Origin of the sequence: Acidovorax sp. A1169 (assembly GCF_030704685.1) — a bacterium.
Classification (GTDB): Bacteria; Pseudomonadota; Gammaproteobacteria; order Burkholderiales; family Burkholderiaceae_C; genus Acidovorax.
Map to the genome: position 1 here is coordinate 183,978 of NZ_JAUZDX010000006.1, position 22,525 is coordinate 206,502.

The following is a 22,525-nucleotide window of genomic DNA, read 5'->3' on the forward strand; positions in this document are numbered from 1 at the left end:
TTCAGGTCATCAATCGGTAACCGACGGCTGTTTCCGTCAGCAGGTGGCGAGGCTGGGCCGGGTCGGGTTCGAGCTTTTGGCGCAGGTGGCCCATGTAGATGCGCAGGTAGTGGCTTTGCTCGGTGTGCGAAGGGCCCCACACCTCGCGCAGCAACTGGCGGTGGGTGAGCACGCGGCCGGCATTGGCGATCAGCACCGACAGCAGCCGGTACTCGATGGGCGTGAGGTGAACTTCCTGTCCGGCGCGGTGCACCAGGCGGGTCTGGCGGTCAACGGTGACCTCGCCGAAGGTGAACGAAGTTTCCTCCTCCTGCGATGTGCCGGTGGCACGTGGCCTGCGCAGGTTGGCGCGCACGCGCGCCATGAGTTCGCCCACGCCGAAGGGCTTGGTCAGGTAGTCGTCGGCACCGGCGTCCAGCGCGGCGATCTTGTCGGCCTCGCCGATGCGGGCCGACAGCACGATCACCGCCACGGTCGACCACTGGCGCACGTCGCGGATCAGCGTGAGGCCGTCGCCGTCGGGCAGGCCCAGGTCCAGCACCAGCAGGTCGGGCTTGCGCGTGCCGGCCTCGGTCAGGCCGCGCTGCAGGGTGTCGGCCTCGTGCACCTGCCAGCCCTCGGCTTCGAGCGCGCCGCGCACGAAGCGGCGGATCTGGGGCTCGTCTTCGATCACGACGGCGACGGGGGCTAGGCTGGCCATGCGGGAGGCTCTTTCAGGGGTGGAGGGGGTCTGCGGGGCAGGCGCAGTGTGAATTCTGCCCCACCCCCATCGGCGTTGCGGGCTTCGATCTGGCCCTGGTGGGCATCCACGATGGCCTTGCAGATCGCCAGGCCCAGGCCCACGCCCGGCGTGGCCGATTCGGCCTGCCCGCGTGTGAACTTCTCGAACAGCAGGGCGGCATCGCCCTGCATGCCCTGCGGCAGGCCGGGGCCGTAGTCGCGCACGCTCAGCACCAGGGCCTCGGGTTCTGCATGGGCCTGTACGCTGATGGGTGGGGCACCGTATTTGGCCGCGTTCTCCAGCAGGTTCACGAGCACGCGCTCGATCAGCACGGCGTCGAACTCCACCAGGGGCAGGTCGGCCGGGATGCGTGCCTGCACCTCGCGCCCTGCGAGGGCCGGGCCGGCGGCACGGATGGCGCTGCCCACCACTTCTTCCGTCGACTGCCAGTCCATGCGCAGGTGCACGGCACCGCTTTGCAGGCGTGCCATCTCGAGCAGGTTGTTGACCAGGGTGTTGAGTTCGCGCGACTGCGCCACCATGGCGGCGGCGGCGCTGGCCTGGTGCGCGGGCAGGGGTGGCATGGCATCGCGCAGCGACTCGGCCAGGCCGATCAGGCTGGTCAGCGGCGTGCGCACGTCGTGCGAGATCGCCGCGAGCAGGGCATTGCGCAGCCGCTCTGATTCCATCTCCACCACGGCACCCTGCGCCACCTCCACGTAGTGCACGCGCTCCAGCGCAATCGCGATCTGGCGCGCCAGGGTATCGAGTTGCTTGGCCTGTTCGGGGATCAGCAGCCAGCGCGGCTGGGCGGGCCTGAGCGCCAGTACGCCGCGAACGCGCATGGGCGCCTGCAGCGGAACGTAGTGCCAGCTGTGCGCGGCCAGGGTGGTGGTGGCCAGGCCGGCGGGCTGGGCATTGCGCAGGCACCAGTCCGCAACGGAGGCATCAAAGCCTTCGGGGGCAGGGTCGGGCAGCACCAACTGGTCGCGCGCATCGGTGGGCAGCACCACGGCCTGGCCGCCGAAGTTGCGTTCTGTTGCCGTGCGGCCCAGCTCCACCACCTGCGAGGCCATGAGCGCAGCCGAGAGGTCGCGCGTGAGCTCGAACAGCGACTGCGCGCGCTGCTCGCGGCTGGCCGCGATGCGCGCCTGGAAGCGCAGCCCCGCCGTGAGCTGGCCGATGAGCAGGCCCACGGCCAGCATGACAGCGAAGGTGAAGAAATACTGCACGTCGCTCACGGCGAACGAAAACCGGGGCGGCACGAAGAACAGGTCGAACGACGCCACGTTGAGCACGGCCGACAGCGCGGCTGGCCCACGGCCCTGGCGCACGGCGACCAGCACCACGCCCATGAGGAACAGCATGACGATGTTCGCCAGCTCGAAATAGCCGTGCAGCGGCGCGGCCAGCGCCGTGGCCAGCAGGCTCCCGCCCACCGCCCAGGCATAGCGCCGCCAGCTGTGCGGCAGGCTGCTGTCCGGCTCCTCGTCCCCCACACGTCGCAGGGTCTGCGCAATGCGCCGGGTGCTCGGGGTGTGGCCCACCTCCATCACGTCCAGGGCCGGCGCCAGGGTGGCCAGCTTCTGGGTCATGCCCACCTGCCATGGCCAGCGGCGGCGCGCCTGGGCGCGGCGGCCTACGATCAGGGTCGCGCAGTTGAGCGCCTGGGCATGCGCCACCAGGGCCGCAGGCAGGTCGTGCCCGGTGAGCACGGCGGTCTGTGCACCCAGGTCGCCCGCAAGCTGCAGCACGGCCAGGATGCGGTCGCGCTCGGCGGCTGCCAGGCGCTGCAGGCGCGGCGTCTCCACATAGGCCGCATGCCAGCGCACGTTGAGCTGGCCCGCCAGCCGTGCGGCCGTGCGCACCGTCTGCTCGGCGCCCGCCTGCGGGCCGATGCAGGCGAGGATGGCGCCGTCGGTGTTCCATGCCGGGGTGATGGATTGCTCGATGCGGTAGCTGCGCACGTCGTCTTCGACATGCTCGGCCGTGCGGCGCAGCGCCATCTCGCGCAGCGCGATCAGGTTGCCCTTGCGAAAGAAGTTCTGCGCCGCGCGCTCGGCCTGGGGCGCCAGGTAGACCTTGCCGGCTTTCAGGCGCAGCAGCAATTCGTCGGGCGTCACGTCCACCAGCACCACTTCGTCGGCGCTGTCGAGCACGGTGTCGGGCACCGTCTCGTGCACGCGGATGCCGGTGATGGCGCCCACCACGCCGTTCAGGCTCTCCAGGTGCTGCACGTTGAGCGTGGTCCAGACGTCGATGCCGGCGTCCAGCAGTTCGCGCACGTCCTGCCAGCGCTTGGGGTGGCGTGAGCCTTCCACGTTGGAGTGGGCCAGTTCGTCCACCAGCAGCACGGCGGGCTGGCGTGCCAGCGCGGCATCGAGGTCGAACTCGGGCAGGGTGCGGTCCCGGTAAGGCACTTCGCGCAGGGGCAGGCGCGGCAGGCCCTGGAGCAGCTCGGCCGTCTCGCTGCGTCCATGGGTTTCCACCACGCCGGCCAGCACATCGGTGCCTGCGCGGTGGGCGCGCTGTGCGGCGCTGAGCATGGCGTAGGTCTTGCCCACGCCGGCATTGGCACCGAAGTACACGCGCAGGCGTCCGGTGCGCGCCTGCTGCGCGTCTCGCTGGATGCTCTCCAGCAGTTCATCGGGGTCGGGTCGGCTGTCGCTGTGCAAGGCCATCAAGGTTCCTGGGATGTGTTCATGGGTCGCCGCTTGCTGCACGGCCGGCGGGCCACCAGCAGCCAAGCCAGCGCCAGCGGCACCAGCAGCACGGCCACCGCGCACAGGGCCGCCAGCAGGTCATCGCTGGGCATGGCTCAGCGCAACGCGTCCAGCGCCAGGTTCAGCTGCAGCACGTTGATGCGTGCTTCGCCCACGAAACCCAGCCATGGTAGCTCTACCTGCGATTCCACGAGGGCCGCCACCTTGTCGGCGCTCACGCCTTTGGCCTTGGCCACGCGCGCCACCTGGTAGCGTGCGGCGGCAGGGGTGATGTGCGGGTCCAGCCCGCTGGCCGATGCGGTGACCAGGTCCACGGGCACCGGCGCGGTGTTGCCGGGGTCGGCTTCGCGCAGGGCGGCGATGCGGGCGCTGACGGCGTCCTTGAGCGCCGGGTTCAGTGGCCCCTGGTTGGAGCCGCCCGAGGCGCTGGCGTTGTAGGGCATGGGCGCAGTGGCCGAAGGCCGTCCCCAGAAATGCCCGGGCGCGGTGAAGTTCTGGCCGATGAGCTCGGAACCCACGGCCGCGCCATTTTTAACGACCAGGCTGCCATTGGCCTGGTGCGGGAAGGCGGCCTGCGCAATGCCGGTGACGACCATTGGGTAGATCACGCCCGTCGCCAGCGTGAGCGCGGCGAACAGGACCAGAGTGGGACGAAGAATATTGTTCATGGAGAAATGTCCTAGTGTGTTCAGACCAGGCCCATGGCCGAGAGCAGCAGGTCAATGGCCTTGATGCCGATGAAGGGCACGATGAGACCGCCCAGCCCGTAGATGGCCAGGTTGCGGCGCAGCAGGGCAGCGGCCCCCACGGCGCGGTAGCGCACGCCCTTGAGCGCCAGCGGAATCAGGAACACGATGACCAGGGCGTTGAAGATCACGGCGGCCAGGATGGCCGACTGCGGGCTGGCCAGCTGCATGACGTTGAGCGCCGCCAGCTGCGGGTAGGTGCTGACGAAGATCGCCGGGATGATGGCGAAGTACTTGGCCACATCGTTGGCGATGGAGAAGGTGGTCAGCGAGCCGCGCGTCATGAGCAGTGCCTTGCCGGTCTCCACCACTTCCAAGAGCTTGGTGGGGTTGGAGTCCAGGTCCACCATGTTGCCGGCCTCCTTCGCGGCCTGGGTGCCCGAGCCCATGGCCACGGCCACGTCGGCCTGGGCCAGCGCGGGCGCATCGTTGGTGCCGTCGCCGGTCATGGCCACCAGCCGGCCTTCGGCCTGGTACTGGCGGATCAGCGCCAGCTTGGCCTCGGGCGTGGCTTCGGCAAGGAAGTCGTCCACGCCGGCCTCGGCGGCGATCGCGGCGGCCGTGAGCTTGTTGTCGCCGGTCACCATCACGGTCTTGATGCCCATGCGGCGCAGCTGCGCAAAGCGCTCGCGGATGCCGGTCTTGACGATGTCCTTGAGCTCCACCACGCCCAGCACCCGGCTGCCGTCGGCCACGGCCAGCGGGGTGCTGCCGCGGCGTGCCACCTCGTCGGCGGCGCGCAGCACCTCTGCGGGCATGTGGGCGCCCAGGGCCTCCACATGGCGGCGCACGGCGTCCACCGCGCCCTTGCGCAACTGGCGCACGCCGCCGTCTGCCTGGGCAATGTCCACGCCGCTCATGCGTGTCTGCGCTGTGAAGGCGATGGCGGTGACGCTGCCATCCGCAGGCACGGCCACGGGCTCGCCGGCGGCCTGCACCAGCGCCACGATGCTGCGGCCCTCGGGCGTTTCGTCGGCGGCGGATGCCTGGGCGGCGCAGGTGCCCAATTGGGCCTGCGTGACGCCCGGTGCGGGCAGCAGGGCACTGGCCTGGCGGTTGCCGTGGGTGATGGTGCCGGTCTTGTCCAGCAGCAGCACGTCCACGTCGCCTGCGGCTTCCACGGCGCGGCCCGAGGTGGCGATCACGTTGGCCTGCATCATGCGGCTCATGCCGGCCACGCCCACGGCCGACAGCAGGCCGCCGATGGTGGTCGGGATCAGGCACACCAGCAGCGACACCAGGGCCGTGAGGCTGACCACGGTGCCGGCCTGCGCGGCCTGCACGCTGTAGAGCGAGTAGGGCAGCAGGGTGACCGTGACCACCAGGAAGACGATGGTCAGCGCCACCAGCAGGATGTTGAGCGCGATCTCGTTGGGCGTCTTCTGGCGCTTGGCGCCTTCGACCATGCTGATCATGCGGTCCAGGAACGAATCGCCCGGGTTCACGGCCACACGCACCACCAGCCAGTCCGACAGCACGCGCGTGCCGCCGGTGACCGATGAGAAGTCGCCGCCCGATTCGCGCACCACGGGGGCCGATTCGCCGGTGATGGCCGATTCGTCCACCGAGGCCACGCCTTCGATGACCTCGCCGTCCATGGGCACCATGTCGCCGGCTTCCACCAGCACCACGTCGCCCTTGCGCAGGTTTTCGGCCTGCTCGGGCAGCCAGGTGCCGCCGTGGCGGGGCTCCTTGAGCTTCTTGGCCCAGTTGCTCTTCTTCAAGGTGCGCAGCGATGCGGCCTGGGCCTTGCTGCGGCCTTCGGCCAGGGCCTCGGCGAAGTTGGCGAAGAGCACGGTGAACCACAGCCACACGGCCACCGCGAGCACGAAGCCGGCGCCCTGGTCACCCTGGCCACCCAGGGCGTTGAGCCACAGCAGCGTGGTCAGGATGCTGCCGATGTAGACCACGAACATCACCGGGTTGCGCCATTGCACGCGCGGGTTGAGCTTGGTGAAGGCGGCACGCAGGGCGGGCAGCACGAGGGCCTTGTCCATCAAGGCCAGGGCAGGGGTTGCTTGCATGGCAGGGGTACCAATGGGGGTGGAAGGGGCAGGGTTGCGCGGGGCGTTCATGGGGCCACTCCCAGCATCAGGTGCTCGACCACGGGCCCCAGGGCCAATGCCGGCACGTAGTTCAGCAGGCCCACCAGCAGCACGGTGCCGATCAGCAGCACCACGAACAGCGGGCCGTGGGTGGGCATGGTGCCGGCCGTCACCGGCAGGCGCTTCTTGCGCGCCAGGGCGCCAGCAATCGCCAGCACCGGCACGATCACCGCGAACCGACCCAGCCACATGGCCACGCCCAGCAGCACGTTGTAGAACGGCGTGTTGGCCGACAGGCCCGCGAAGGCGCTGCCGTTGTTGTTGGCGGCCGAGCTCAGCGCGTACAGCACCTCGCTGAAGCCGTGCGGGCCGGCCTGCACCATGCCTGCGGTGCCGGAGGTGGTGGACACCGCGATGGCCGTGCCCAGCAGCACCAGCAGCGGGGTCGCCAGGATGGCCAGCGAGGCCAGCTTCATCTCGTGCGCCTCGATCTTCTTGCCCAGGTACTCGGGCGTGCGGCCTATCATCAGCCCGGCGATGAACACCGCCAGGATGGCGAACACCAGCATGCCGTACAGGCCCGATCCCACACCGCCGAACACCACCTCACCCAGTTGCATCAGCACCATCGGCACCATGCCGCCCAGCGGTGTGAGGGAGTCGTGCATGGCGACCACGGCACCGCACGAAGCGGCTGTCGTGACCACGGCGAACAGGCCCGAGGCGGTGATGCCAAAGCGTGTCTCCTTGCCCTCCATGTTGCCGCCGGCCTGGGCCGCGCTGGCCACCTGGTCCACGCCCAGCGGTGCGAACAGCGGGTTGCCCGCCTGCTCTGCCGGCAGGATGGCCAGCACGGCAGCCACGAACAGCACGGTCATGGCCGCCAGCACCGCCAGGCCCTGGCGCTGGTCGCCTACGCAGCGGCCAAAGGCGAAGCACAGCGCGGCCGGGATCAGGAAGATGGCCAGCATCTGCGCCAAGTTGGTCCAGGCCGTGGGGTTCTCGAACGGGTGGGCCGAGTTGGCGTTGAAGAAGCCGCCACCATTGGTGCCCAGCATCTTGATCGCCTCTTGCGAGGCCACCGGGCCCATGGCCAGGGTCTGCGTGGGGGTGGTCAGTGCCTGCAGGACGGGCTGGCCCTGGGCGTCGAGCAGCGGAGCACCCTGGCCGTCCACGGCCGGCTGCTGGTAGCTGGTGGATTCGAGGGTGGCCACGTCGGTGTAGGCATTGAAGTTCTGCACCACGCCGCTGCCGGCCAGGAACAGGGCCAGCACCAGCGACAGCGGCAGCAGCAGCCATACGGTGATGCGCGTGATGTCCACCCAGAAATTGCCCAGCACGGCGCTGGATCGGGCCGTGAAACCGCGGATCAGCGCGAACGCCACGGCGATGCCGGTGGCGGCCGAGAAGAAGTTCTGGCCGGCCAGCGCCACCATCTGGGTGAGGTAGCTCATGGTGGCTTCACCCCCGTAGCCCTGCCAGTTGGTGTTGGATACGAAGCTGATCGCGGTGTTGAACGACGAATCGGCCGACACGGCGGGCATGGCCTGCGGGTTCAGGGGCAGCAGGCCCTGCAGGCGCTGCACGGCGTACACGAAGAGGAGGCCGGTACCATTGAACACCAGCAGGCACAGGGCATAGCGCGACCAGCCCATGCCTTGCTGCGGGTCCACACCTGCCAGGCGGTACAGGCCGGATTCGGCCTTTTGCATCCAGGCCGGGGGCGTGCCGGTGGCGAGCACCGCCACCCAGCGACCGAGCGGCCAGGCCAGCACCATCAACAGGACGAGAAAAGAGGCCAGAAGGGCCCAGGCTGCTGCGGTCATCAGAATTGCTCCGCGCAGATCAGTGCGTACACCAGGTACGCGAGCAGCAGCACCGCGATCAGGCCGCTGAGCCCATACAGCAGTTCGACGGCGATCATGCGCGCTCTCCTGCGGGTTTTTGTTCCAGGCGGCTGCAGCCGCGCACGAGCAGCAGGACCAGGCCCCACAGGCCGGCGGCTGCCGCGATATAGACGAAATCCATGGTTTGCTTCTCCATTTGGGCAATGGGAGAAGTCTCGGGATCCGCGCGTAAAAACAGGGCACAGACTGCGGGCCGTGCCGTAAAAAAAGCGTAAAGAGAAGGCTCGGCGTGGCTTGGGGCGGTGCCCGCCGTGCCGTCAGTCGGTGTGCGTGCGCACCAGGCGGATGTGGAGTTTGCTGAACTTGGCGGCGTCGCTGCGGATGTCGCCGGTCGCCAGGTCCACGGCAAAGCGCTGGTTCACGCGCGTGGTGTCCAGGCTGTCGCCGCCCTGGCCCTGGCGCTGGGCCTTTTCCACGTTGCCGTAGTTGTACTGGTTGCCCGCCAGGCCCCCCTTGACGTTGGCGTTGACCGCCCAGTACCAGCCCGAGGGCGCGGCCGGGAACAGCCGTGCATCGAGCCCCGGCGTGCGGGCCGACTTGTCCACCAGCCGGCGCAGCTCGGCGGCGCGCGGCAGGCGCCAGGGCAGGCCCTCAGCCTTCCAGCGCGCCTGGGCGTGGGCCAGGGCCTGGGCATGATCGATCTCCAGCGGCGTGCCCGTGCAGGTGGTGCCGGTCCACTGCATGCCCTCGACGCAGCGCGGCCAGGCCAGCCTGGCGCGCGTGTCGATCACGAGGCTGCCATCGGCCGAGAGCACCAGGGCAGCTGCAGGCTCGGTGTTCGGGGTCTGAGCCAGGCTGGGCAGGGGGGCGATGAGGCAGGCCAGCACCAGCGATGCGGTGCGGCCCGTCCGTGTGTTGGGGATGTGCGTCATACAGGCGATGTTCGCATGGGAGTGCGTGCAGTATGCATGGCCGCCCTGGGTGCGGGGTGCTAAAGTGCATCGCGCGCTACCCGGAACATGGACCGGGGGCCGTGCGGACCCGCATGGCGGTGCACCGCATGTTTTTTCAGGATGCCCTGACGAGGAACCCGCACGCATGCGACCGGATCGCCAGCCCCTCATCCGCCAACTTTTCGACGACTACATCGCGCTGTACTCCACGCGCGACGAGCGCCTGATAGCGCGCCTGAGCACCCAGTTCAGCGGCTACGCCAGCCGCAGCGACCGCCTGGTGCACACCCGCAGCGAGTGGGTGGCCGCCATCCTGCAGGACTTTGCCCTGGTGCCGCAGCACATGCGCATCGAGGTGCTCGACCTGTGCCTGCAGGACCTGGCCGAGGACGTGGTCTCGGCCACGGCGCTGGTGCATGTGCGTGGCCCCGATGCGGGCGAGACCCCGGCCGGCCAGGTGCCGGTGGCGCGCCTGGTGCTGGTGTTCCGCCTGGAAGGCGCGGAGTGGAAGATCGTGCACAGCGGCACCTCGGTGCCCTCGGGCCCTTTGCCGCAGGGGAGCTCTGCCGCCATGGTGCGCCTGCAGAACGACCACCGCGTGCTGCAGGCCCAGTTGCAGGAGAGCGCACGGGCCCTGGCCGAGGCGCAGCAGCGCATCGACGCCATGGACCGCACCGACAGCCTCACCGGCCTGGGCAACCGGCGCCAGTTCGACCACGTGCTTCAGCAGGCCTGGGAGCGCGCCCAGCGCGCCGCCACCCCGCTGGCGCTGGTGCTGCTGGAGGTGGATGCGCTGCGCCACTTCATGGACCGCCATGGCCACCTGGCGGGCGATGCCTGCCTGCAGACCCTGGCCGTCACGCTCACCCAGATCGTGCAGGAGCGCCCAGGCGGCCTGGTGGCGCGGTTCGCGGGCGATGCCTTTGCCCTGCTGCTGCCCGGCGCGACTTTCGATGAGGCCCAGGTCCTGGCGCAGGGCGCCGTGGTCGCGGTGCGCTCGCTGGCACTGCCCCACGAGGGCTCGGCCCTGGGCCGGCTCAGCCTGGGCGGGGGGGTGGCCGCGCTGGTGCCTGTGCGCGACCAGCGCGCCGATGAACTGGTGCGCGCCGCCAGCAGCGCCCTGGCCCGGGCACGGCAGGCCGGCGGCAACCGGGTCGAGCCACAGGCCGACTGAACAGGTCTCCTACCTCGAAACGGCCCAGTCTGCCGATAAGGGTTTTTCCGGGTGCCCGCGACAATGGCGGGCTATGCATTTTTCCCGCTTCTTCAAGATGGCCCTGATCCTGGGCCTGCTCTCGGCCATCGGCCCGTTTGCCATCGACATGTATTTGCCCGCGCTGCCCGAGATCGGGGCCAGCCTGGGTGCCTCGGTGGGGGCCGTGCAATGGAGCCTCACGGCCTTCTTCCTCTCGCTGGGGGCCGGCCAGCTGTTCTACGGCCCCGTGTCGGACATGGTGGGGCGCAAGCCGCCGCTGTACTTCGGCCTGGTCTTGTTCACCCTGGCCAGCGTGGGCTGCGCGCTGGCCACCGACATCGAGACCCTGATCGCCCTGCGCTTCGTGCAGGGCCTGGGTGCGGCGGCGGGCATGGCCATTCCGCGCGCCGTGGTGCGCGACCTGCACACGGGCACCGATGCGGCGCGGCTGATGTCGCTGTTGATGCTGGTGTTCAGCGTCTCGCCCATCCTGGCACCGTTGGCGGGCAGCGGCGTGATCGCCCTGGCCGGCTGGCGCGGCGTGTTCTGGATGGTGGCGGTGGCTGCCGTGGCCGGCCTGGCGCTGGTGTACGGCAGCCTGGGCGAAACACGGCCTGCGGCCGATCGGGTGGAAAGCAGCCTGGGCGGGGCCCTGGGCGCTTACGGGCTGCTGCTGCGCGACTGGCATTACCTGGGCCTGGTATTCATCGGCGGCTGCGCCATGGCGGGCTTCTTCGTGTACCTGGCAGGCTCGCCCTTCGTGCTCATCAACCACTATGGCCTGACGCCCACGCAGTACAGCCTGGCGTTCTCGGTCAATGCGGCAGCCTTCATCGGCACCTCGCAGTTCACGGCCGCGTTGGGCGAGCGCTTTGGCCTGGTGCGCCTGGTCAAGGCGGCGGCCACGGGCTCGGGCGTGGTCATGGTGGCGATGCTCAGCTACTACCTGCTCGGCGGCGATGAGCTCGCGGTGCTGATCGGCCTGTACTTCGTGGCCAGCGCGCTGATGGGGCTGGTGATTCCCACCACCTCGGTGCTGGCGCTGGAAAAGCACGGCGCCATTGCGGGCACGGCCTCGGCCCTGCTCGGTACGCTGCAGATGCTCACGGGCGCGGCCGCCATGGGCGTGGTGGGCCTGTTCGCCAACGGCAAGCCGCTGCCCATGGTGATCGGCATGGCCACGGGCGCACTGGTGGGCGTGGCGCTGGCCTGGATCACGCTGGCGGGCCACAGCGACGAGTCGGTGGCCGCAGCCAGCGCCTGATCCTTCAGGTCTTCTTTCGTGCGGGGGGCTGCGCAGCCACCCGTTCGGCCAGGGCGCGGATGGTGATCGGTGCCGAGCCCTCGGCGTGGTTGCTGATGCAGACATAGGCGTTCTGCCCGGCACCGGTCACACCGGCGATCAGGCGCGCCAGCTCTTCACGGTTGTGTTGGTCGGGGTGGTGCAGCCTGTCGAAGGGCTCGTAGAGCTTTTCTGCCTCTTCATACCCATAGGGGCCGTGCACCGGGTTCAGCATCCAGCGGCAGACCAGCGGGCCGGGCCACAGGGCGCGCAGCATGTGCAATTGGTCGGCCAGCGGGGGCATCTTGGGGTGCAGGTCGATGCAGTAGGTGGCACCCGCCTCGCGCAGCACGGCCGCGAAGTCGAGGGCCATCCAGTGCGAGCTGATCCATTCGGGGTCGCGCACCTCCACGGCCAGGATGCCGTCGGGCGCAATGGGGGCGAGCATGGGCTGGGCCAGCAGCATGGCGCGCAGGCGCTGCAGCACCTCGGGCAGGCGGTCGAGCTGGTCCATGGGCAGGGGGCTGAGCTGGAACACCAGCGCCCCGATCTTGTGCCCCAGGCCCTGCAGCGCGGGCTCCACGAACTCGGTGCGTGCCAGGTCGGCATTGAGGAAGGCGGGGTTGGGCTCGCGGCCCCGGCCATCTTCGCTGCGCACCAATGCATCGGTCACCAGGCTCGGGGCCTTGACCACGAAGCGGAAGTCGTCGGGCACCTGGCTGGCATAGCGCTCGTACTGGCTCACCGTGAGCGGGCGGTAGAAGCTGCGGTCGATGCTCACCGTGCGCAGCAAAGGGTGCTGGACGTAGATGGACAGCCCGTTCTTGGACAGCTGTGCCGGGGAGTGCTCGCCCTCCCAAACCAGGCCCTTCCAGCCCGGGTAGGTCCAGGTGGAGGTGCCCAGGCGCAGATGGGGCGGCAGGCTGGCGGCCAGGGCGTGCAGGGCCTCGTCCTGGGGCTGCGCGCTGACGGCGATGCCTTTCTTGCGCGGGGGCGGGGCAGGGGGCGGGTCCGCCTGCAGGGCGGGGGGCGGTACGGGTGGTGGCGGCGCAGGGGAGGCGCCGAACAGGTCGTCCTGGATGCTCATGCAGCCTTTCTCTCAGGCCAGTGGGGTGGCTACCGGCTGCCGTGGCTCCTCGATGGCGTCGGCCGCCTCCTCGTTGAGCGCCCGGCCTTCGCGCTGGGGCTGGGTGAGGGGTGTGGGCACCCATTTGTCGCCGTTGAAGAAACTGCGCGCGCCGTCCTTGTCGCCGGCCAGCTCCAGTTGCAGGCGCTCGGCATCGCGGGCGCGGATGCGCTCGGCCAGCTCCGTCACTTCCTCGGCGTCCACGCCCAGGGTCTGCAGCGCCTGCATGCCAAAGCCCATGGCCGACTCGAAGGTCTCGCGCATCTGGTAGTCCACGCCCAGGCGCAGGAGTTCGATGGCATGCTGCCGGTCGAAGGCGCGGGCCAGCACCGGGATCAGCGGGCATTCGTGTTTGAGCAGTTCGACGATGCGGGTGGTGGTCCTGGCGTCGTCCACGCACACCAGGATGGATTTGGCATGGTGTGCGCCGCTGGCATGCAGTACATCGAGGCGCGTGCCGTCGCCGTAATAGACCTTGAAGCCGAATTTCGCGGCCGCACGGATCATGTCGGTGTCGTTCTCGATGATGGCGATGTCCACCCCGCGCGCCAGCAGCAGCTGGCTGGCGATCTGCGCAAAGCGGCCGAAGCCGATGATCAGCACCGTGCCCTGGAGGCCATCGGCCGCGTCGATGCCCGCCATGTCCTGCGCGGGCTCGGGCGGCATGAGCCAGCGCAGCGAGAGCACGGCCAGCGGCGTGAGCGCCATGGAGATGATCACGGCAGCCGTCAGCACCGCGTTCATGCGCGCCTCCACGATGCCTGCGGCAGCGGCGGCCGAATACAGCACAAAGGCGAACTCGCCGCCCTGGGCCATGAGCATGGTGCGCTGCAGCGCCTCGCCATGGGCGGCCCTGGTGAAGCGCGCCACGGCGTACACGCCGATGCCCTTGACGGCCATGCAGGCCACCACGCCGCCCAGCAGCAGCGTCCAGTTCTCCAGTACCAGTTGCATGTCGAGCGCCATGCCCACGCCCATGAAGAACAGGCCCAGCAGGATGCCCCTAAAGGGTTCCACATCGGCCTCGAGCTGGTGGCGGAAGGTGGATTCGGACAGCATCACCCCCGCCGCGAAGGCGCCCATGGCCATCGACAGCCCGCCCCATTGCATGGCCAGCGCCGCGCCCAGCACCACCAGCAGGGCGGCGGCGGTCATCACCTCGCGCGCCTTGGAGCGGGCCAGCACGCTGAACAGCGGGTTGAGCAGCCAGCGGCTGACTGCGACCAGGCCGACCACGGCCGCCAGCGCCACGCCCACGGTGACCCAGCGCGAGACGGCCTCCCCGGTCGGGGCAGGCGAAAGGAAGGCGACGATGGCCAGCAAGGGCACGATGGCCAGGTCTTCGAGCAGCAGGATGGAGACGATGCGCTGGCCGCGCGGCGTGGAGGTGTCGCCGCTCTCGTCGAGCAGCTGCATCACGATGGCCGTGGACGAGAGCACGAAGCCCGAGGCCGCGATGAAGGCCACTGAGGCCGACAGCCCTGCCAGCACGCCCGTGGCGGTGAGCAGTGCGATGCAGACCAGCACCTGGGTCAGGCCCAGGCCAAAGATCTGGCGCCTGAGGTTCCACAGCCGGGTGGGCTGCATCTCCAGGCCGATGACGAAGAGGAACATCACCACGCCGAGCTCGGCCACGTGCAGGATGGTCTGCGCATCGCTGAAGAAGCCCAGCCCGAACGGGCCGATGGCCAGGCCCGCTGCCAGGTAGCCCAGCACCGAGCCCAGGCCCAGGCGCTTGAACAGGGGCACGGCGATGACGCCAGCGGCCAGCAGCACGACGACTTTGACGAGTTCGGTGCCTGATTCAGCAGCCATGGGGACTCCGGGACAACAAAGGGACAAAACGAACGGCGCAAACGGGGGATTCCCGGGATGGTAGCGTCATCCGGCCACTGCATGGCCGGTTCGCCCGCGCCCTCTCACGAACCGGCGAACAGCCCGCCCTCGTTGAGCAGCTCGTAGGCAATCTCGGGGCGCTGGTCCATGCCCTTCTTGATCGCAGCCGGGATGGACTGGCGCGTCTTGCGGCACAGGCCGGGCTGCTCGTGCACCAGGATGGCGATACCACGCAGGGTGCGCACTTCGTTGGGGCTCGGTGTGACGGTGATGCGGATGCCGAGCTGCTGCTCCATGCGCTCCTGCATGCGGCGCAGGTCAGACAGGCTGGCGATGTTTTCCAGCCGGGTGAGCAGCTTCTTTTCCTCGGTCTGGGTCAGCTGCAGGATGCGCGTGTCGCCATCGGGGGCCTGGAGCAGGGCGTCCCGGTCGCAGACACAGGCGCCAGGCGGGCACTCCGTGCGGACGGGGAAGGGTACAGGCTTCATGGAGGGAGAGGGGGTGCGGGTCTGGCGAGCGGCGTGGTCCCTGCATTCTAAGAAGGTCCGGCATTTCCGAGGGTAAGCCAGGGCGTTGCCCCGGCTGTTACCAAAAGTGGCTGTGGCAAACTCCCGCGCTTCGCGTATTTTTTCGAGTTTCAGAGAGTTTGCCCACCCATGCAGCAGATCGTCCGGCAGTTGGCCGCAGAAATCAAAGTCAGTGAATCCCAGGTGCGTGCAGCGGTGGAGCTGCTCGACGGGGGGGCCACGGTGCCCTTCATCGCCCGCTACCGCAAGGAAGTGACGGGCGGGCTCGACGATATCCAGCTGCGTGAGCTGGAAGCGCGCCTGTCCTACCTGCGCGAGCTCGAAGACCGCCGCGCCACCGTGCTCAAGAGCATCGACGAGCAGGGCAAGCTGACCGACGCCCTGCGCGTGGCCATTGCCAGTGCCCCTACCAAGCAGGAGCTGGAGGACATCTACCTGCCCTTCAAGCAAAAGCGCCGCACCAAGGGCCAGATGGCGCGCGAGTTCGGCATCGAGCCGCTGGCCGACAAGCTGTTTGCCGACCCCACGCTGGACCCTGCGGCCGAGGCCGCCGCCTTCACCAAACCGCCCGAGGTGCTGGACGACGGCAAGACCGGCGCCGATTTCTCCACCGTGCCGGCCGTGCTCGATGGCGTGCGCGACATACTGTCCGAGCGCTGGGCCGAGGATGCGGTGCTGGTGCAGTCGCTGCGCGAGTGGCTCTGGTCCGAAGGCCTGTTGCGCAGCAAGAAGGTGGATGGCAAGAACGAGAACGACCCCGAGGTCTCCAAGTTCCGCGATTATTTCGAGTACGACGAGCCCATCGGCCGCGTGCCATCGCACCGGGCGCTGGCAGTGTTCCGCGGCCGGGCGCTCGAGATCCTCGAAGGCAAGCTGGTGCTGCCGGTCGAGCCCGAGCCGGGCAAGCCCAGCCTGGCCGAAGGCAAGATCGCCCTGCACCTGGGCTGGAGCCATGCCGGTCGCCCGGCCGACGACCTGCTGCGCAAGTGCGTGAGCTGGACCTGGCGCGTGAAGCTGAGCCTGTCGACCGAGCGCGACCTGTTCGCGCGCCTGCGCGACGATGCCGAGAAGGTCGCCATCAAGGTGTTTGCCGACAACCTGCGCGATCTGTTGCTGGCGGCGCCTGCCGGCCCGCGCGTGGTGATGGGGCTGGATCCGGGCATCCGCACGGGCGTGAAGGTGGCCGTGGTGGACGCCACGGGCAAGTTGGTGGAAACCGCCACCGTGTTCCCGCACGAGCCGCGCCGCGACTGGGAAGGCTCGCTGCACACGCTGGCCAAGCTGGCCGAAAAGCACGGCGTGAACCTGATCGCTATCGGCAACGGCACGGCCAGCCGCGAGACTGACAAGCTGGCGGCCGACCTGATCAAGCTGGCCGCCAAGGCCGAGCGCGCCATCGAGAAGGTGGTGGTGAGCGAGGCCGGCGCCTCGGTGTATTCCGCCAGCGAATACGCCTCACAGGAGATGCCCGACGTGGACGTGAGCCTGCGCGGCGCTGCCAGCATTGCGCGCCGCCTGCAGGACCCACTGGCCGAACTGGTGAAGATCGACCCCAAGAGCATCGGCGTGGGCCAGTACCAGCACGACGTGAACCAGAGCGAGCTGGCCCGCACCCTGGGCACGGTGGTGGAAGACTGCGTGAACTCCGTGGGCGTGGACCTGAACACGGCCAGCGTGCCATTGCTCAGCCGCGTCTCGGGCCTGTCGCCCAGCGTGGCCAAGGCGGTGGTGCGCTGGCGCGAGGCCAATGGCGCCTTCAAGAGCCGCAAGCAGCTGATGGACGTGTCGGGCCTGGGTGCCAAGACCTTCGAACAGAGCGCGGGCTTCCTGCGCATCCGCGGTGGCGACAACCCGCTGGACATGACCGGCGTGCACCCCGAGACCTACCCCGTGGTCGAGCAGATCATGGAAAAGACCGGCAAGCCCGTGGTCGAGATCATGGGCCGCAGCGACATGCTCAAGGCCCTGAAGCCGGAGCTGTTCGCCAACGAGAAGTTCGGCGTCATCACCGTCAAGGACATCCTGGGCGAGCTGGAAAAGCCCGGCCGCGACCCGCGACCGGACTTCAAGGTGGCGCGCTTCAACGATGGCGTGGAAGACATCAAGGACCTCAAGGAAGGCATGATCCTGGAGGGCACGGTGAGCAACGTGGCCCAGTTCGGCGCCTTCATCGACCTGGGGGTGCACCAGGACGGCCTGGTGCACGTGAGCCAGCTGGCGCACAAGTTCGTGAACGACGCGCGCGAAGTGGTCAAGACCGGCGACATCGTCAAGGTCAAGGTCATGGAGGTGGATGTGGAGCGCAAGCGCATCGGCCTGTCGATGAAGCTCGGCGATGCGCCCCCGCGCCAGGGCGGCGACCGGGGCGGTGCGCGCGATAACCGCTTCGAGGGGGCCGGGCGCGGCTACCAGCAGCAGCCCCAGCGCCGTGGCCCCGAACCGGCGCAGCAGTCGGCCATGGCCTCGGCTTTTGCCAAGCTGCAGCAGGCCAAGGGCCGCTGACCGTTGATGCGGCCACCGCAACCGCCCGTGCAGGTAAGACTGCATGGGCAAAATGGGTGATGGGCTGGTGGTACGGGCAGCGCCATAATCGCCGCTTGTCCCACCAGACGCCTGATTACCCATGGAGTTGAATGCCCTGCTGGCCCAGCCGGCGGCCCTGCCCAGCCTGCCGCGCACCGTTGCGCTGCTGATGAGCGAGCTGGCCCAGCCCGAGCCCAGCCTGCGGCGCATGAACCAGCTCTTCGGCACCGACCCGGCCCTGGCCGCGCGCCTGCTCGAGCTGGCCAACTCCCCCGCCTTCCAGATGCCGCGCCAGATCGCCGGCATCCCCCAGGCCCTGGCCCTGCTGGGCACCGGCCAGTTGCGCACGCTGGTCACCTCGGCGCCCCTGGGAACCACCTCGCGCTCCGTGCCCGGGATCAACATGCAGCAGTTCTGGCGCTACAGCCTGAACACCGCCAAGCTCTCGCGCTCGCTCGCGGGCCTGGTGCACCATGACCAGATCGCTGCCTACACAGCCGGCCTGCTGCACGGCCTGGGCGAGCTCGTGATCCACCTGGCCGACCCCGAGAAGGCCCATTCGGTCAACACCCTGGTGCCGCCGCTCGACATGCGGCGCAGCAAGGTGGAGCAGCGCATCTTCGGTTACTGCTATGCCAATGTGTCGGCGGGGCTGGCCCGGCGCTGGCAATTGCCCGAGGTGGTGGTGGACGCCCTGCAGTACCAGGACGCGCCTTTCGAGAACAAGGCCTACGAGCCGCTGGCGGGCGTGATCCATCTGGCCTCCTGGCGCGCCCGCGCGCGCGAGGCCGGGCTCAACGAGAACGAGCTGGCCGTTTCCTTCCCGGGCGAGGTGGGGCTGGTGCTGGGGCTGGACATCGACATGGTGCTGCAGCAGGATCCCATCGACTGGAACGTGCGCCCCGAGGCCGCCGCAGATTACGTGGTCTGAGCCTTCGCTCTGGGACAATGCCGGGCATGAAAGCACTGCGCATCCACGCGGGCCCGCGCGCCCGCCAGCACCTTGAACAACACGGCCTGCAAGCGGGCGACGTGCGCGTGATCCCGGCTGCGGCCGGTGGCCCCAAGGGGCTGATTTTGGGGCCGCTGGACCGCTTCCTCTTCGGCGAATGGCTGGCCGGCTCCAGCCAGCCGGTGCATCTGGTGGGTGCCTCCATCGGCGCCTGGCGCATGGCCACGGCCTGCCTGGGGTCGTCGGTGGCCGCCTTCGAGCGGCTGGAGCACGACTACATCCACCAGAGCTATGAGCTGCCCCCGGGCAAGAAGCGCCCCCTGGCCTCCCATGTGAGCGAGCGCTTCGGCCAGAACCTGCAGGCCTTCTACGGCGGGCGGGTGGCCGAGGTGCTGAGCCACCCACGCTTTCACCTGCACATCGTCACCTCGCGCGGCCGGCATGTGCTGGCGCGCGAGCACAGGGTTGGCACGCCGTTCGGCTATCTGGGGGCCTTCCTGAGCAATACCCTGCACCGCAAAGCCCTGGGCGCCTGGCTGGAGCGCGTGGTGTTCTCGTCGCCGGATGAAGGGGCCTCGACGGGGGCGGCCTTGCCCTTCGGGACCGCCGACTTTCGTACCCGCCAGGTGCAGCTCACCGTGCAGAACTTCATGCCGGCGCTGCAGGCCAGCTGCTCGATACCGTTCGTGCTGCAGGCGGTGCACGACATTCCGGGGGCACCGCGCGGCGCCTACTGGGACGGGGGCATCACCGACTACCACCTGCACCTGGGCTACGACCGGGCCCAGGGCACCCCTGCGGCCGGTGCAGAAGGCGTTGCGGCGCAGGCAACGGGTGGGCTGGTGCTCTACCCGCATTTCCAGCACCAGGTGGTGCCGGGCTGGCTGGACAAGGGGCTCAAGTGGCGGCACCGTTCCACGAGCGCGCTCGATTCCATGGTGGTGTTGTCGCCCAGCGCCGATTGGGTGCGCTCGCTGCCCAACAGCAAGCTGCCGGACCGCAACGACTTCAAGCACTACGGCCTGGACAGCGCGGCCCGCGCCAAGGCCTGGCTGGCAGCCACGGCGGCCAGCCGTCAGTTGGCCGACGAGTTTATAGAGTGGCTGCACCGGCCGGACATGGAGGCCGTGCAACCGCTGTAGTCAGCGGGTGACCGTTGGCGCCGCCTGCTGCGCGTGGTGCCTCTGCTCATAGGCTCGGGTCCAGGCCAGCACCTCGTGCGCGGGCATGGGGCGCGCAATGCCAAAGCCCTGGGCCCGCTCGCAGCCCAGCTCCAGCAGCTTGTCGCAGTGGGCCTGGGTTTCCACGCCTTCGGCGATCACGTGGCGCTTGAAGGCGCGGGCCAGGGAGATGACGGCGTTGACCAGGGTCAGGTCGTCCTCGTCGTGCAGGATGCCCTGCACGAAGGACTGGTCGATCTTGATGGTTTCCGCCGGCAGGCGCTTGAGGTAGGACAGCGACGAGAAACCCGTGCCGAAGTCGTCGAGCGCGAAGCGCACGCCCAGTGCCTGGCAGCTGTGCATCATGCTGCGCATGTACTGCATGTCCTGCAGCGCGGCGGATTCCAGGATCTCGAGTTCGAGCCGGGCGGGGGACACTTCCGGGCAGGTCAGCAGCAGGTCCTTGAGCCGGTCCACGAAGTCGGGGCGGTGAAAGTGCTGCGCAGCAATGTTCACGCTGACCTCCCACTGCACGCCCACCAGGCTCCACTGCCGCATCTGGGCCAGGGCTTCCTTGAGCACCCATTCGCCGAGTTCGGCCACGACCTCCACATCCTCCAGCAGGGGGAGCACGTGCTGGGGGCCGAGCAGGCCCTGCTCCGGGTGCTGCCAGCGCAGCAGCGCTTCCATGCCCAGCACCTCGCCGGTGCGCAGGTTCACCTTGGGCTGGTAGTACAGGCGCATCTCGCCGGCCTGCAGCCCTTGGGTCACCCGGGTCTGCAGCGAATGCTGGGTCTGCACCGCATGGTCGAGCTGCACATCAAAGAGGTGCATGCGGTTGCGGCCCGAACGCTTGGCCTGGCACATGGCCTGGTCGGCTTGGCGCAGCAGGGTATCGGGGTTCACATTGTCCTGCGGAAAAACGGCCACTCCGATGCTGGCCGTGGTGTGCAGCATGCGGTCGTCGATGGCATAGGGCTCGGCCAGCTGCTGCATGAGCTGGCGCACATGCTCCTCGATGGCGGGCACGTCGGTCTGGTGGTTGAGCAGCAGCACGAACTCATCGCCTCCGAGGCGTGCCGCAGCATTGCTGCCGGTGGCAAAGGCGTTCAGGCGCTGGGCCACCTCCTTGAGCAGGCGGTCGCCCATGCGGTGGCCGTGGCTGTCGTTGATGGCCTGGAAATGGTCCAGGTCCAGCATGCACACGGCCAGCAGGGTCGGGCTGCGGCCCGTCACGAACAGCGCGTGCGTGAGCCGCTCGGCCAGGGCGGCGCGGTTGAGCAGGCCGGTCAGGCCATCGTGCCGCGCATGCCAGGAGATCTGGTGGCGCAGGTGGCTGGCCTCGGTCACGTCGCGGAACACCAGCACGCAGCCCGACGCGCGCCCACTGCCCTGGCGGATGGCCGATGCCGTGTACTCGATGGCATAGCGCTCGCCCGAGCGGTGCAGCAGCACCTCCTGCATGGCCGGGCGATGGGCGTTGGCATGGGCCTGTTCCCCGGTGGCACGGCCGGCCGCCTGGCTCGCGGGCTCCTCGTACAGCCGGAACACGTCGTCCAGCAGTTCACCCACCGCCTGCTCGGCGGTGTAACCGGTCATGAGCTGGGCCGCCTCGTTGATGGTCTCGATGCAGCCGGCCAGGTCGGTGGTGATCACGCCATCGCCGATTGAGGCCAGCGTGACCTCGGCGCGGTCCTTCTCGTTGCGCAGCGCCTGCTCCGCGCGTTTGCGCTCGGTGATGTCCACCAGCGTGCCCACGGTGCCGGCCACGGCGCCGTTCGTGTTGGTAAAGGGCGCTTCGTAGTAGGCCATGGTGCGTGCCAGCTGGCCCGGCGGTTGCACCAGGACCTCATTGTCCTGGGACATGGCCAGTTGCCGGGACTGGGCGGGGGAGAGCAGGTGCGGCGCCGTGAGGCCCGGGAACATGCCCTGGCCCGGCAGGCCTGGGTCGCCGTTCTGGAACAGCCGTTGCCAGGCCCGGTTGGCATCGACGAAGGTGCCATTGGCCTCGCGCACGAACACCGGCAGGGGCAGGGCGTCGATGAGCTGGCGCGTGAAGTGCAGTTGCTCGCTCTGCAGTTGCTGCGTATCGCGCAGCGAGTGCACCAGCGATTGCACCTTGCCCGCCATGTCATTGAAGGTGTTGGCCACCGCCCGTGACTCGAGGGTGCCCTTGATGTCCATGCGCGTGTCCAGGTGCCCTTGGCGGAATCGGTCCGTGGCCTCGGTCAGGCGGCGCAGCATGCGGGCGTTGGCGCGCAGGATCAGGGTCAGCAGGAACAGGATGGTGAAGATGTTCAGCGCCGAGATGCGGGCCTGCACCACCACCGTCTTCCAGACCCGGTCCACCAGGATGCCGGGATCGGCGGTGAGCGTGAGCACGCCGGCGCGCCCGTCCGCGAGCGCCTGGCCGAAGCGCTGCGTGGGCGGGGTGATGTCCAGGACCTGGGCAAACCACGCAGGGGCCTGCATGGCCACGGGGGGCGCGGTCCATTGCAGGGGCGCCTGGCCTGGGGCCTGCCACAGCAGCGACTGCACGGCCGGGCCGAAGCGCGTGGGTGTGGCCTGCAGCACGCGTGCGGCCGACTCGCGGTTCGCCGGGTCCAGGGCCACCAGGGTGGGCAGCAGGCTGTCGCCTACACGCGCCAGTTCGGCCACGGCGCGGTCGTGGGCTTCCTGCTCTTCCAGCGACACCAGTTGCTGGTAGCGCACGGCCACGACCGCCACGATGATCACCAGGATCGCGAGGTACAGCCGGGGAATGGTTCCCTGTGTCAGCCAGGCCCTGAATTTTTCTGCGCGCATGGATGGATCAGCCAGTCATTTCATGGATTGGATGAAAGAGCGCACACGGCACCACCATCGGCAGGCGCCCGCCCGTTTCCGGTG

The 22,525-nt window shown here is 69.0% G+C and carries 17 protein-coding genes; 5 read left to right on the forward strand and 12 right to left on the reverse strand.

All coding sequences use genetic code 11. From position 1 onward, the window contains the following. Position 1 precedes the first annotated feature (1 nt). The 8 genes from kdpE to QYL93_RS12745 all read right to left on the reverse strand — a co-directional run bounded on the left by kdpE (position 2) and on the right by QYL93_RS12745 (position 9,014). Positions 2-700, reverse strand: a complete 699-nt coding sequence (kdpE, locus tag QYL93_RS12710) for a two-component system response regulator KdpE (protein ID WP_305743963.1) — start codon at positions 698-700, stop codon at positions 2-4. Continuing rightward, positions 688-3,402, reverse strand: a complete 2,715-nt coding sequence (locus QYL93_RS12715) for a DUF4118 domain-containing protein (protein ID WP_305743964.1) — start codon at positions 3,400-3,402, stop codon at positions 688-690. The genes kdpE and QYL93_RS12715 overlap by 13 nt, the downstream gene beginning before the upstream one ends. Next, on the reverse strand, positions 3,402-3,536 hold the full coding sequence (locus QYL93_RS12720) for a hypothetical protein (protein WP_305743965.1): 135 nt from the start codon (positions 3,534-3,536) through the stop codon (positions 3,402-3,404). The genes QYL93_RS12715 and QYL93_RS12720 overlap by 1 nt, the downstream gene beginning before the upstream one ends. 3 nt (positions 3,537-3,539) lie before the next feature. Next, a complete protein-coding gene (gene kdpC, locus QYL93_RS12725; protein ID WP_305743966.1) occupies positions 3,540-4,112 on the reverse strand; it encodes a potassium-transporting ATPase subunit KdpC in 573 nt (190 codons plus the stop codon). 20 nt (positions 4,113-4,132) lie between these two features. Further along, positions 4,133-6,214, reverse strand: a complete 2,082-nt coding sequence (gene kdpB / locus QYL93_RS12730; RefSeq protein ID WP_305743967.1) for a potassium-transporting ATPase subunit KdpB — start codon at positions 6,212-6,214, stop codon at positions 4,133-4,135. A gap of 47 nt (positions 6,215-6,261) precedes the next feature. Next, complete coding sequence (gene kdpA / locus QYL93_RS12735) at positions 6,262-8,061, reverse strand: potassium-transporting ATPase subunit KdpA (protein ID WP_305743968.1); 1,800 nt, start codon at positions 8,059-8,061, stop codon at positions 6,262-6,264. Beyond that, positions 8,061-8,159 (reverse strand): K(+)-transporting ATPase subunit F, encoded by a 99-nt coding sequence (gene kdpF / locus QYL93_RS12740; RefSeq protein ID WP_057206008.1) that lies wholly within the window; start codon positions 8,157-8,159, stop codon positions 8,061-8,063. The genes kdpA and kdpF overlap by 1 nt, the downstream gene beginning before the upstream one ends. A 240-nt stretch (positions 8,160-8,399) precedes the next feature. Continuing rightward, positions 8,400-9,014 carry a DUF1566 domain-containing protein gene (locus tag QYL93_RS12745; protein WP_305743969.1) on the reverse strand — a complete coding sequence of 205 codons (615 nt, stop codon included), beginning with the start codon at positions 9,012-9,014 and terminating at the stop codon, positions 8,400-8,402. 166 nt (positions 9,015-9,180) lie between these two features. On the opposite strand from QYL93_RS12745, the gene QYL93_RS12750 reads away from it, so the two are divergent. Then, on the forward strand, positions 9,181-10,209 hold the full coding sequence (locus QYL93_RS12750; protein ID WP_305743970.1) for a diguanylate cyclase domain-containing protein: 1,029 nt from the start codon (positions 9,181-9,183) through the stop codon (positions 10,207-10,209). A gap of 73 nt (positions 10,210-10,282) precedes the next feature. After that, positions 10,283-11,494, forward strand: a complete 1,212-nt coding sequence (locus QYL93_RS12755; RefSeq protein ID WP_305743971.1) for a multidrug effflux MFS transporter — start codon at positions 10,283-10,285, stop codon at positions 11,492-11,494. A gap of 4 nt (positions 11,495-11,498) precedes the next feature. On the opposite strand, the gene QYL93_RS12760 is transcribed toward QYL93_RS12755, so the two are convergent. The 3 genes from QYL93_RS12760 to QYL93_RS12770 form a co-directional block, all read right to left on the reverse strand. After that, on the reverse strand, positions 11,499-12,593 hold the full coding sequence (locus tag QYL93_RS12760; RefSeq protein WP_305744063.1) for a DUF72 domain-containing protein: 1,095 nt from the start codon (positions 12,591-12,593) through the stop codon (positions 11,499-11,501). Between the two features lie 18 nt (positions 12,594-12,611). Beyond that, entirely contained in the window at positions 12,612-14,453 is a 1,842-nt protein-coding gene (locus QYL93_RS12765) for a monovalent cation:proton antiporter-2 (CPA2) family protein (RefSeq protein WP_305743972.1), read from the reverse strand. A 104-nt stretch (positions 14,454-14,557) separates the two neighbouring features. Continuing rightward, complete coding sequence (locus QYL93_RS12770; RefSeq protein ID WP_305743973.1) at positions 14,558-14,962, reverse strand: hypothetical protein; 405 nt, start codon at positions 14,960-14,962, stop codon at positions 14,558-14,560. A 168-nt stretch (positions 14,963-15,130) separates the two neighbouring features. Here QYL93_RS12770 and QYL93_RS12775 point away from each other — a divergent pair, with 168 nt between their 5' ends. From QYL93_RS12775 to QYL93_RS12785, 3 genes are all read left to right on the forward strand, one after another. Then, positions 15,131-17,503: a Tex family protein gene (locus tag QYL93_RS12775; protein ID WP_305743974.1), complete on the forward strand. Its 2,373-nt coding sequence runs from the start codon at positions 15,131-15,133 to the stop codon at positions 17,501-17,503. A 121-nt stretch (positions 17,504-17,624) separates the two neighbouring features. Next, on the forward strand, positions 17,625-18,455 hold the full coding sequence (locus QYL93_RS12780; protein ID WP_057206022.1) for an HDOD domain-containing protein: 831 nt from the start codon (positions 17,625-17,627) through the stop codon (positions 18,453-18,455). Positions 18,456-18,481: 26 nt separating this feature from the next. Beyond that, the gene (locus QYL93_RS12785) at positions 18,482-19,618 is read left to right on the forward strand and encodes a phospholipase (protein WP_305743975.1); all 1,137 of its coding nucleotides are present in this window, start codon (positions 18,482-18,484) and stop codon (positions 19,616-19,618) included. On the opposite strand, the gene QYL93_RS12790 is transcribed toward QYL93_RS12785, so the two are convergent. After that, the gene (locus tag QYL93_RS12790; RefSeq protein WP_305743976.1) at positions 19,619-22,441 is read right to left on the reverse strand and encodes an EAL domain-containing protein; all 2,823 of its coding nucleotides are present in this window, start codon (positions 22,439-22,441) and stop codon (positions 19,619-19,621) included. Positions 22,442-22,525 lie beyond the last annotated feature (84 nt).

What these genes read in the sequence shown, in the direction of transcription:
- kdpE (WP_305743963.1), bottom strand. Translation starts at nt 700, where the DNA reads ATGGCCAGCCTAGCCCCCGTCGCCGTCGTGATCGAAGACGAGCCCCAG.
- QYL93_RS12715 (WP_305743964.1), bottom strand. Translation starts at nt 3,402, where the DNA reads ATGGCCTTGCACAGCGACAGCCGACCCGACCCCGATGAACTGCTGGAG.
- QYL93_RS12720 (WP_305743965.1), bottom strand. Translation starts at nt 3,536, where the DNA reads ATGCCCAGCGATGACCTGCTGGCGGCCCTGTGCGCGGTGGCCGTGCTG.
- kdpC (WP_305743966.1), bottom strand. Translation starts at nt 4,112, where the DNA reads ATGAACAATATTCTTCGTCCCACTCTGGTCCTGTTCGCCGCGCTCACG.
- kdpB (WP_305743967.1), bottom strand. Translation starts at nt 6,214, where the DNA reads ATGCAAGCAACCCCTGCCCTGGCCTTGATGGACAAGGCCCTCGTGCTG.
- kdpA (WP_305743968.1), bottom strand. Translation starts at nt 8,061, where the DNA reads ATGACCGCAGCAGCCTGGGCCCTTCTGGCCTCTTTTCTCGTCCTGTTG.
- kdpF (WP_057206008.1), bottom strand. Translation starts at nt 8,159, where the DNA reads ATGATCGCCGTCGAACTGCTGTATGGGCTCAGCGGCCTGATCGCGGTG.
- QYL93_RS12745 (WP_305743969.1), bottom strand. Translation starts at nt 9,014, where the DNA reads ATGACGCACATCCCCAACACACGGACGGGCCGCACCGCATCGCTGGTG.
- QYL93_RS12750 (WP_305743970.1), top strand. Translation starts at nt 9,181, where the DNA reads ATGCGACCGGATCGCCAGCCCCTCATCCGCCAACTTTTCGACGACTAC.
- QYL93_RS12755 (WP_305743971.1), top strand. Translation starts at nt 10,283, where the DNA reads ATGCATTTTTCCCGCTTCTTCAAGATGGCCCTGATCCTGGGCCTGCTC.
- QYL93_RS12765 (WP_305743972.1), bottom strand. Translation starts at nt 14,453, where the DNA reads ATGGCTGCTGAATCAGGCACCGAACTCGTCAAAGTCGTCGTGCTGCTG.
- QYL93_RS12770 (WP_305743973.1), bottom strand. Translation starts at nt 14,962, where the DNA reads ATGAAGCCTGTACCCTTCCCCGTCCGCACGGAGTGCCCGCCTGGCGCC.
- QYL93_RS12775 (WP_305743974.1), top strand. Translation starts at nt 15,131, where the DNA reads ATGCAGCAGATCGTCCGGCAGTTGGCCGCAGAAATCAAAGTCAGTGAA.
- QYL93_RS12780 (WP_057206022.1), top strand. Translation starts at nt 17,625, where the DNA reads ATGGAGTTGAATGCCCTGCTGGCCCAGCCGGCGGCCCTGCCCAGCCTG.
- QYL93_RS12785 (WP_305743975.1), top strand. Translation starts at nt 18,482, where the DNA reads ATGAAAGCACTGCGCATCCACGCGGGCCCGCGCGCCCGCCAGCACCTT.
- QYL93_RS12790 (WP_305743976.1), bottom strand. Translation starts at nt 22,441, where the DNA reads ATGCGCGCAGAAAAATTCAGGGCCTGGCTGACACAGGGAACCATTCCC.